The 10,197-nt window shown below is 66.2% G+C and carries 9 protein-coding genes and 1 pseudogene; 4 read left to right on the top strand and 6 right to left on the bottom strand.

Features of this window, described 5'->3' with window-relative positions:
• Positions 1 to 2: 2 nt before the first annotated feature.
• Complete coding sequence (locus tag EN738_RS23865) at positions 3 to 419, bottom strand: DOPA 4,5-dioxygenase family protein (RefSeq protein ID WP_127285851.1); 417 nt, start codon at positions 417 to 419, stop codon at positions 3 to 5.
• A gap of 264 nt (positions 420 to 683) precedes the next feature.
• Between EN738_RS23865 and EN738_RS23870 the strand changes: the two genes are divergently transcribed.
• Positions 684 to 1,739 carry an aminopeptidase gene (locus EN738_RS23870; protein ID WP_189605946.1) on the top strand — a complete coding sequence of 352 codons (1,056 nt, stop codon included), beginning with the start codon at positions 684 to 686 and terminating at the stop codon, positions 1,737 to 1,739.
• Here EN738_RS23870 and EN738_RS23875 read toward each other — a convergent pair.
• Together EN738_RS23875 and EN738_RS23880 are read right to left on the bottom strand one after the other, a co-directional pair.
• Positions 1,726 to 2,373 (bottom strand): class I SAM-dependent methyltransferase, encoded by a 648-nt coding sequence (locus EN738_RS23875; RefSeq protein WP_127285853.1) that lies wholly within the window; start codon positions 2,371 to 2,373, stop codon positions 1,726 to 1,728. The two genes, EN738_RS23870 and EN738_RS23875, sit on opposite strands and share 14 nt — an antisense overlap.
• 94 nt (positions 2,374 to 2,467) lie before the next feature.
• A complete protein-coding gene (locus tag EN738_RS23880; RefSeq protein ID WP_127285854.1) occupies positions 2,468 to 4,492 on the bottom strand; it encodes an ABC transporter ATP-binding protein/permease in 2,025 nt (674 codons plus the stop codon).
• 289 nt (positions 4,493 to 4,781) lie between these two features.
• On the opposite strand from EN738_RS23880, the gene EN738_RS23885 reads away from it, so the two are divergent.
• Positions 4,782 to 5,585 carry an alpha-1,2-fucosyltransferase gene (locus EN738_RS23885; RefSeq protein WP_189605944.1) on the top strand — a complete coding sequence of 268 codons (804 nt, stop codon included), beginning with the start codon at positions 4,782 to 4,784 and terminating at the stop codon, positions 5,583 to 5,585.
• A 10-nt stretch (positions 5,586 to 5,595) separates the two neighbouring features.
• Positions 5,596 to 6,510: a glycosyltransferase family 2 protein gene (locus EN738_RS23890; protein WP_127285856.1), complete on the top strand. Its 915-nt coding sequence runs from the start codon at positions 5,596 to 5,598 to the stop codon at positions 6,508 to 6,510.
• Positions 6,511 to 6,532: 22 nt separating this feature from the next.
• Here EN738_RS23890 and EN738_RS23895 read toward each other — a convergent pair whose 3' ends face one another.
• Positions 6,533 to 7,753 (bottom strand): cytochrome P450, encoded by a 1,221-nt coding sequence (locus tag EN738_RS23895; protein ID WP_127285857.1) that lies wholly within the window; start codon positions 7,751 to 7,753, stop codon positions 6,533 to 6,535.
• Position 7,754: 1 nt separating this feature from the next.
• Positions 7,755 to 8,429, bottom strand: a complete 675-nt coding sequence (locus EN738_RS23900; RefSeq protein WP_127285858.1) for an N-acetyltransferase — start codon at positions 8,427 to 8,429, stop codon at positions 7,755 to 7,757.
• 202 nt (positions 8,430 to 8,631) lie between these two features.
• On the opposite strand from EN738_RS23900, the gene EN738_RS23905 reads away from it, so the two are divergent.
• Positions 8,632 to 9,516, top strand: coding sequence for a hypothetical protein (locus tag EN738_RS23905; RefSeq protein WP_127285859.1), 885 nt, complete (start codon positions 8,632 to 8,634; stop codon positions 9,514 to 9,516).
• A gap of 114 nt (positions 9,517 to 9,630) precedes the next feature.
• Here the strand turns inward: EN738_RS23905 and EN738_RS23910 are convergent.
• Positions 9,631 to 10,197: pseudogene (locus EN738_RS23910) on the bottom strand (AMP-binding protein); the annotation flags it as partial.

Raw genomic sequence — 10,197 nt, forward strand, 5'->3', positions numbered from 1 at the left:
CCTCACGCCCCCAGCGTCGGCTCCGTGTTCACCTCCAGCGCCTCCTCCGCCTCGTCCTCCTCGCCAAGCACCTCCTCATGCACGCCCAGCGCCTGCCCGATCCAGATCGGGTCGACCGTGTGGTCGCGCTTGGGATTGGTGGTGTTGGGGTGGATGAGGATGCTCAAGCCCTCGTGGTTCAGCATCAGCCATGGCACCAGCGTGGCGAAAACCTCGTTGGCGAAGGAGACCTGGTACATGGCCTGCTGGTGCGGGCCGACCGGCTCGTCGCGCCAGTTGCCGAGGCGCACGCGGAAACGTTCTGCGATGCGCAGGCGCAGCCATTCGGCATGCTGCCGCTCAGGCTGGCCGGCGTAGTAGATATGGGCGTGATAGCTGGCGATCTCCGCAAGCTGCCTCGGACTGTTTTTCTCGTTCACCGCGATCCTCCCCTTCGATTGCTGTCGTGCCCGGCAGGACTCTCCCAGGCCCTCCAGGCAGCCTCGCGCGCTTGGCGGACTTAAGTCAATTCAAAGGCGGATGGCCGCCTTTGCCAATCCTGCCAAAGTCGAAAGTCCGGCCCGCCGACATCTTGACGAAAATCGGTGCGCCTGATGAGACATGGTGCAATCGGTTCCAGGGGGAGATGGGCAAGCGGTGGGCAGGCTGTGAGGCGCGTTTTTCGTTTGCTTGCCGCGGTGATCATGGCGTCCGGGCTGACCGGCTGCACCAGCATTTCCTACTACGCGCAGTCGCTGCAGGGTCATGTCGAGATCATGGCCGCGCGGAAAGATGTCGGAACGCTCGTCCACGATCCTTCGACGCCTCAGGCACTGCGCGCCAGGCTGACGTCGGCGAGCGCCATCAGGCGGTTTGCTACGGATGAGCTGGCGCTGCCCGACAACAGCAGCTACCGCAGCTATGTCGACATCCATCGCGACGCCGTGACCTGGGCCGTTTTCGCTGCGCCGCAATTCTCGCTTGCGCCGCGCACATGGTGCTTCCCGGTGTTCGGCTGCGTTCCGTACCGGGGCTACTTTGCCCGCAAAGCCGCGACCGACAGCGCGCTCGAACTGCACAGGCAGGGGCTGGACGTCTACGTCACCGGCATCACCGCCTATTCGACGCTCGGCTGGTCGAGCGACCCGCTGCTCAGCACCATGCTCGGGCAGGACGACACCTATCTCGCCAGCCTGATCTTTCATGAACTGGCGCATCAGCGCCTCTATGTCGACGGCGACTCCGCCTTCAACGAGGCCTTCGCGGTCGCCGTCGAAACCAGTGGCGTCAGGAAATGGCTGCGCGCCACCGGCGATCGCGCCGGATTGCGCCGCTACGAAGCCGATCGCAGGCGCCGGGCCGATTTTCTCGCACTGCTGGCGAAAACCCGCGACGAGCTGGGACAGGTCTATGAAAGTTCCCGAGGTCCGGAGCAGATGGCGGCCGCCAAGGCTGCCGCGATCGACAGGCTGCGCATGCGCTACCGGCAGATGCGCGACAGAAGCTGGGCGGGATATCGCGGCTACGATGCCTGGTTCGCTGCCCCGATCAACAACGCGAAGCTCGCAGCGACCGCCGTCTACGGCGAACAGGTCCCGGCGTTTCTCCGCCTGTTCGACCTGTGCGCCGGCGACTATCCGAGGTTCTACGCTTCCGTTCGACGCATTGCCGATCTGCCGCAAGCCTCCCGTGCCGAAGCGCTCAAGACTGCCGCTACCTGTGATCGACCAGGCACGAGGACCGCAACTACAGCTTTCTGAAGAAGCCGGACAGGATATTCGGACCGGCTTCGCCGGGCCGCAGCCTGATCCCGTCCTCGAATGAGTTCAGCGTCACGCACTCGAAGCCGTGATGCGCCAGCAGCGCCACCAGCGAGTCGCGGTCGAAATGGTGCAGGTGCTCGTCGGGCAGCCGCATGCGCCAGCTTCGGAACCACGCGTCGCCCTCGACGCCGAGCTCGCGCCAGCGGCAATAGGGCACGGCGATGGCCAGGTGGCGGGCCTGGAGGCGGCCGAGGAAACTCAGATCCGGGATATGCTCGAGCACGTCGAACATGGCGACGAGATCCCACGCGCCGGCCAGCGCCTCGTCCCAGTCGACGAAGCGGACGCCCTGCGGCAGCGGAAACCTGGCGATGTCGCAGCCGGCGCAGTCGGCGACGCCGGTTATTTTGGCGGCTTCGACGAACGTGCCGGTGCCGTAGCCGATCTCCAGCACCGACCGGGGAATCTCGCCGGTGACGCCCAGCACCCAGCCAAGCCGCTGATAGCCGAGCTTGATGGTCCGGTCGCTCAAATCCTCGTAATAGGAGATATATTGCTTGTCGTACTTGATCGGGGTGAAGTCGATCTGGTGGATCACGCCGAACCCGTCCAGCTCGTAGTTATCCAGCATTCGCGTGCGCCCTCCGGGAGTGCCAATTCCTTACATTGCGGAGCTAAACGCAAGGTAACCGGCCGCGCCGGCCAAAGAATCGAACCAGCGGGCCTCACTCCACCTCACGCCGCGTTCCGCCCTTCGTACCGCTCCCCCACAGAGCGCGCTGGAACACGTTGCGCTTGCCCTTGCGCGGGACGAGCTCGATGTCGCTGACCAGCTTGGCGCCGCCCTTGCGCCGCTCCAGCGTGATCTTGCGGCTGTGGAAGGCTTCAAGCTCGGCGCGATGCGCCACGCTGATGATGGTCACCTTCGGCAGTTCGTGGACGATGGTCTCCATCATCTTCTCCTGGCTCTTCTCGTCGAGCGCCGAGGTCGCTTCGTCGAGCACGATGATGTCGGGGCTGTGCAGCAGGAGGCGCGCGAAGGCGAGGCGCTGCTTTTCGCCGCCCGACAGCGTCTGGTCCCACGGCGCCTCTTCCTCGAGCCTGGCCGCGAGATAGGCGAGGCCGACCTTGTCGAGGGCGTTGTTGATCTCCTCGGCCGTCCAGTTGTCGGCGGCGGCGGGATAGGCGACGGCGCGGCGCAGCGTGCCGGTGGGGATGTAGGGCCGCTGCGGCAGCATGAACAGCCGCCTGTCGGGGTGGAAATTGACGCTGCCGCCGCCCCATGGCCAGAGGCCGGCGACGGCGCGCACCAGCGTCGACTTGCCCGAGCCGGATTCGCCCGCCACCAGCACCCGCTCGCCGGGTTCGATCGCGACCCCGGTTTCCTTGACCACGGCGGTGCCGTCGTCGAGCGTCACCGAGAGATTGTCGAGGCTGAGCATGGCGCCGTCCTCGGTCTCGCCGCGGCTTATGCGTCCGAGCGCGTCGCTCTGCTCGGCGCGCTCCAGCCCGTCGAGCGACATCATCAGCGAGGCGATGCGCCGCGCCGAGGCGTTCCAGTCGGCGAGCCGCGGGTAGTTGTCGACCAGCCAGCCGAACGCGCCCTGCACGATGCCGAAGGCGGAGGCCGCCTGCATCACCTCGCCAAGCGACATGCCGCCGGCGAGGAATTTCGGCGCGCAGAGCAGGATCGGCACCACCGGCGCGAACAGCAACGATCCTTGCGATACGAGAGCTGTGCGCATGTGCTGGCCGGTCAGCAGCGCCCATTGCCTCAGCACATGGCCGAAATTCCTGTCGATGCCGCTGCGCTCCTCGTCTTCGCCGCCGAGCAGCGCGATGCTTTCGCCGTTCTCGCGCACGCGCGTCAGCGTGTAGCGCAGTTCGGCCTCGGCCTGGTTCTTCGTCTCGGAAATGCGCACGAAGTTGCGGCCGATGACCACCATCGAGGTCGAGGTGATGGCGGCATAGATCACCGCCGTGATCACCAGGAAGCCCGGAATGGTGACGCTCTCGCCGCCGATCGGCAGGGTCAGCGCGCCGCCGATCGTCCACAGCACGATGATGAAGGTCGAGGCCGACAGGAATGCGTTGAGGACGCCGGCGATGAAATCGACGGGCGATTCGGTGGCGATGCGCAAATCCTCGGTCATGCGCGCTTCGGGGTTCTGGTGGTCGCCGCCGACCAGGTTGAGCTGATAGTAGCGGCCGCTGGCCAGCCAGCGCGCGATGACCGCGGTGGTCAGCCAGGAGCGCCAGCGGCGCTGGATCGTCATGCGCAGATAGACCTGCGTGACGACGAGGCTGCCGCTGCACAGCACCAGCGGCACGAACACGGCGCTGAGGAAATAGACGCTGCGGGCGTTGCGCTGCTCGAGCGCGTCGAAGATCGAGCGGTTCCAGACATTGATGCCGTACTGGAAGCCGATATTGATGCAGATCAGCAAAAGCACGCCGATGGTGAACGGCCAGGCGAGCCTGTCGCCGCGCCGGCTCCAGTAGCCGCGCGCGCTGATCCAGAAACGCTTCAGCAGATATTTCCTGCGTGCCTGCTCGGCGGCTTCGGGCGCCAGCTGCGGATCGGGTTCGGCAGCCTCCGGCGGTGGCGCCGCCTCGCCATTGACCTCAGGCGCGGCTTCGACGACCAAAGCCTTGTCTTCATTCGGGCCCGGATTCGCTTTGCCCGACGTTCGGGCAGTACGCGATTTGGCGCCGCGGACCGGTTTCGATTTGGATCTAGCTTCTGACATCAGGCCGACAACGGCCTAAAAATCAAAAGGTTTCATGACGTTCGCCCCGCCATCCGGCCGCCGGCGCGCCTTGGTTCCGGTGCTGGCGGCACTCCGTCGTGATTGCCGGGGTAGCCGCGACAAGTGGAAACACGGAGCCGGAAGCTTGCCTATCGGACAAACCTCACGCGATTATTCCGGCCAACAATGCCGGACCGGATCGACAGGCTCGATCCGGTGCTGGCCTGAAGGGGGTTCGATGCGGCGTGTACCGATCGTCATGCGACCGCTTGGAGGCATGGGGAACAGGATGTTCCAGTATATGTTCAGCCATGTGCTGGCCAGGCGCATTCCCGGCGGCTATGTCTGCAACGCCGACCTGCCGGAATGGTCCATCGCCACGGTGCGGCCGCCTCTGCTGTGGCGGTACCGGGCGCTTCGGCTCGAAGGCTCGCATCGCTACGATCTCGACGCGATCGCCGCCGCGTTCCGCGAGAAACGCGCGCGCAGCGTCCTGTTCAAAGGCTTCGCACAGAGGCTGGGCTATTACGATCGAGCCGAGGTTTCCAGGATTTTCGACGGGCGCGCAGCCAATGCGCCGACCTATGGCGACGACGTCCTCGTCATCCATGTGCGGGCCGGCGATATCCTCGACGGCTTCCACAAGAACTACTGCCCGATGCCGTTCGCCTTCTTCGAAACCTTGATCCGCGACAGCGGCCGCAAGCCGGTCTTCGTCGGCCAGACCCATGACGACAACGACTATTGCCGGCGCCTGCGCCAGCGCTTTACCGATGCCGTCTTCGCGCCGCAGGCATCGCCATTGACCGATTTCGAGACGCTGCGCCGGGCAAGCCATGTCGTCGCGTCGGTAGGCACCTTTTCCTGGCTGGCCTGCTGGCTGTCGTCGGCGCGCACGATCCATCTGCCGGTGGCCGGCATCCTGGATCCGGCGATCAGGCCGGATATCGACCTGCTTCCGCCGGGCGACGCGCGCTACCGCTTCCATCAACTGGACATCGGCGACTGGACGGCGTCCGCCGAGCAGCTCGCGGCCTTCTATGGCGATGCGATCGCGTTTCGGCAGGTCGAACTTGGGCACATTGCGCGATGAAAGAGTTGCGATGAGATTTCCGCTTTCCATCGACAGGCCTGTGATCTGCGCGATCATGAAGCTGGAGCAGCCCTATGTGATCGAGTGGATCGCGTGGCACAAGCTGCACGGTTTCGATCTGATGATCGCCGACAATTGTCTCGCCGGACCGCAGACGGCAGTGCTTTCGGCGTTGCGCGACGCCGGCTGGATCCAGCTGGTCGACTGGCGGCACGATCGCTCACAGCCGCAGCGGCGCGCCTATTCGCACCTTTATTGGCGGGCGCTGCTGCAGGGCTATCGCTATCTCGGTTTCCTCGACGCCGACGAATTTCTCGAGCCGCTCGACGGACCGCCCTGGAGCGGCGCCGAGCTCGTCCGCTCGCTGCTCAGACGGCGCGGCGTGCGCAGCGTCGCCTTCCGCTGGGCGAATTTCGGCAGCGACGGCAAAGAGGCCTATGAGGACGAGCTGGTCACCGTCCGGTTTCCGAGACGCGGCCGGCACGACGCCTCGACGGCGCGCTGGAAGAAGGCGTTTGCACGCGTGTCGTCATGCTTGCCGAAGGCCATGCGAAGCCCGACGCTGTTCATGGCGCATCCGCACGGCTTCCCGATCGGGCAGCGCAGGACGCTGGTCGACGGCATCACCCTCGACAGGCATCAAGCCGCCATGCCGATGGAATGGAAGCTCGGCTGGATCCGCCACTATGCGGTGAAGTCGCGGCAGGAATTGCTGAGCAAGCACGCCCGCGGCGGAGGCTTCACGCCGGCGAGCGAGGCGCCCTCCCTGGAAGAATACATCGCGTCGCGGGATCAAAATGACATTCTCGATCCGCTCGACGAGGCGGCGATCGAGGCCCTGCGGGCCAAGGTCGCGGAGATCGTCTGGTCGCTCGATCCGGCGATCCTCGAGCAGGCGCGGCCGCTGTTCCAGCAGCTCAAGTAAGGATCGGCGCCGTGGCGCGCCCCTAGGCAAGCACAAGCGGCGCGGTGCTCATCCCGTGGAACGACAGCGACGGGCGGCGCGTGGCCCCGGCGGCATCGAGCCGCCAGCCAGGGGCGCGGGTGAACAGCGCCTCGATCATCGCCGCGATCTCGATGCGGGCGACATGCTGGCCGAGGCAGACATGCAGGCCGGTGCCGAAGGTCAATGACAAGGTCGGCGAGCGCGTGAGGTCCAGCCGGTCACCGTCCGCGAACACCGCATCGTCGCGGTTGCCGCTGCCGAGCACCGCCACCACCGCCTCGCCGTTCGCGATCCTGGCTGTGCCGAGGTCGATGTCTTCGGCCGCAATGCGCGCGACCGCGTATTGCACGGAGGCGCCGTAGCGCAGGAGCTCGGCGGCGGCGCTGCTCCAGTCGACAGCCCGGCGCTCGAGCAGGTCGCGCTGTTCTGGAAAACGGTGCAGCGCGACCACCGCGTTGCCGAAAGCGTCGACGACGGTCTCCTGTCCGGCAAACAGCATGAACACGACGTTGGCCACCATGTCTTCGTGGGACCAGCGCCCTTCGGCGACTTCCCGCGCCATGCGGGCGACCATTCCGTCCGGCCGGAAGGCCTGTTGCGCCAGCCGTTCCTCGACAAAGGCCCGGCACTCGCCATAGGCCGCGGTGCTGGCAGCCGGCGGCTGGTCTGTTCGCAGGTCGAACGCACCAGCCATGCGGCTGGTCACCGATTTCAGCGCCCATGGATCCTCGATCTCGATGCCCATGATTTCCTGCAGGAGCCAGAAGGAGACCGGCACGGCGAGCCCGGCGACGGCATCGATGCGGCCGTCCGCCATCGCCCGGTCGACCAGCTCGCGGCTTAGCGCGCGCAGGCCCTGTGTCAGCGTCTCGACGGCGGATCTGGAGAGGCAGCCTGCAACCGGCCGGCGCAGCTCACCATGATGCGGCGGATCGGCGAGCATCACAGACCGGCTGAGCAGCGCCATCGGCGCCTGGTCGACAAGCTTGCGGCGGACCTCCTCATACCTGCCGGGCGGCGCCTGCAGCAGGGCCGGATGCTTGAGGACGCGGGACACCAGTTCATGGCTGAAGACGTAATGCGCGTCGGCAAGTTCCGGATAGGGCGCGGCGCCGCGCGCGATGCCGCCCGACGCGCGCATTCGGGCAAAATGCGCAAACGGATCGTCGCCGAGCGCGAACGGATCGAAGAACGGAGCCGTCATGCCGTGGCCGGCCCGCATGTCATTTCTTGAGGTCCTTGGCCGAGATGACCCGGAACCCACCGGACGCGGCGTCCTGCGGGAAGAAATCCGGCATGACGTAGAGGAATTCGCAGTCGTAGACGCGGTAGTGCAGCCGCAGCAGCGGATCGCGGATGATCTCTTCGAGCGGCGGCCTTATGCCGGTCTCGTTCCAGCGGTCTATGGTGGCGCGGAACCGCGGGTCGGACCTGACCTGGTCGTCGTCGTCCTCGTCGCCGGATGAGCCGGCATAGGCCGAGCAGCGGCCGTCGCCGATCAGCCAGCGCGCGCCGAGGCGGCGGCCGTGGTGCTCCATCTCCTTCAGCAGCCGGATTGCCGTGTTGCCGCCGCGGTGGCTGGGGCGGACGCAGAGATTGTAGGCATAAAGCGAGTGCACCGGCTCGCTGCGCGGCAGCGATGCAAAGGCATCGAAATTCGTGGGAAAATCGGCGCGCACCAGCGGGTCCTGGCTGGTTTCGGTGAAGCAGAGCGTGCCGGCCAGCGCGTCGCCGTCGATCGCGCCCAGCATGGTGTGGCCAAGCGCCAGCCGGCGGCGGATGGTCGCCTCGCTGGCTCGCAGCGGACCGGCCCAGGCGGCAGCCTCAAGCTCCATCAGCAGCGGCATGTCGTCCGCGTCCAGCTTCCGGATTGGAAGCGCATTGCTCTCGACGTTCATCTCTCGGCCACCCGACTTGCGTGCCGCAGCTTTTTGCTAGTCAGCAAGGCTGCCGTTTGCAATTGTGCAGGCCGGGGGACGCGATCACTTGATATTCTACGTCACGCATAGAAAGCACGCCTATACTCATGCGGTCGTGCTTCTCTATCACCGCCCAGACCTGCAAGCATCGTTCCGGCTGGTTCGCTATGAGGATGCCGGGTTGCTGCGCGGCGTTCGCGCGGGCGTGGTGGTCTGGTCGGACATGGACCGGCTGAGCGCCGAGGAGTTGCAGCGGGCAGCCGAGCTGAGCGCCGAGCTGGCGCAGCAAACGGGCTTGACGCAGCTCAACCATCCGACGGCCAGCCTGCAGCGCTTGGATCTGTTGCGCGTGCTGCGCGGCGACGACGGCAACTTTTTTCGCGCATTCAGGCCGGACGAGCTCGATGACACGATGCGCTATCCCGTCTTCATCCGCGACGAGGTGGGCGCGCTGTACGAGGAGCCGCCGCTTCTGCACGACCGGCCGGCGCTGGACGCGGCACTCGCAAGGCCGGACGGGCGCAAGCTGGTGCGGCCGATCGTGGTGGAGATGACGGGCACGCCAGGGCCTGACGGATACTACCGGAAATTCGCCGCCTACCGGGTCGGCGATACGATCTACGCCCAGCATATTGCGATGTCGAAATCGTGGTTCGTCAAGAATGCGGCCGATCGGCTCCTGCCGGCCCACATCGACGAGATCAGGGCCTACATTACCGGGAACCCGCATGCCGGGCGGGTGATGCAGGTCTTCGAAAAGGCCCGCATGCAGTATGGACGCATCGACTACACGCTTGCCGAGGGCAAGCTTGTGGTGTTCGAGATCAACAGCAATCCGACCGTGCTCAGTGACCCGCCGACACCGTTCGCCACCTACGACCCGCAGCCTTTCGCCGACCGCCACGCCGACGCGCTGCTCGCGCTGCCCCAGGCGACAGCGCCGGACTCGCTGCCCGAAATCGACGCCGCCAACCGGGCGACGCTGGCCAAATTACGGCGCCGCTACGAGTTCAAGCGGCTGAAGCTCGTGCTGCAGAAGATCTTTGGGCGAGGTGGGGCAAAATAGTCTGAAGCGCGACGCCTTGCCCAGCGACCCGCTCGAGCGAAACATGCGCAAAGCCGGGGCCGGCGGAAGTCTTGGCGGGCCGGCTTGTTGCGCCGGCCCGTTCGCCTATCCACATCAGGCGGCCTTGACCTTCAGCTCTTCCTCGCCGCGCACCAGCTTGGTCACGCCGGCGAAGTCGAGCTTGCCGGAACCGAGCACCGGCACCTTCGGCACCACGCGCACCTCGGCCGGCACCATCAGGTCCATGGCGCCATTGGCCTTGGCGAAGGCCAGGAATTCGGCCCGGGTGGCACCGGCGGCCTCGGTGATGAGGATCAGCTTTTCGCCCTTGCGGGCATCCGGCACGCTGGCGACCGCCGACAGCGACCCTTTCCACAATTCGCCGGCCAGCGCCTCGACGGCGGCCAGCGAGATCATCTCGCCGCCGATCTTGGCGAAGCGCTTGGCACGGCCGCGGATGGTGATGAAGCCGGCCTCGTCGACGGTGACGACGTCGCCGGTGTCATGCCAGCCGTCTGCCAGCGGCTCGAGCACGCCCGGCTTCTCGGCCCGCAGATAGCCCGACATGACATTGGGGCCGCGCACGTAGAGCCGTCCGCCGTCATCGACGCCGGGCACCGGGTCCAGCCGGTACTCCATGCCGGGCATGATTTTGCCGACGCTGCCGGAGCGGTTGTACAT

The sequence above is a fragment of the Mesorhizobium sp. M4B.F.Ca.ET.017.02.2.1 genome, assembly GCF_003998955.1.
In the GTDB taxonomy this organism is placed as follows: domain Bacteria; phylum Pseudomonadota; class Alphaproteobacteria; order Rhizobiales; family Rhizobiaceae; genus Mesorhizobium; species Mesorhizobium abyssinicae.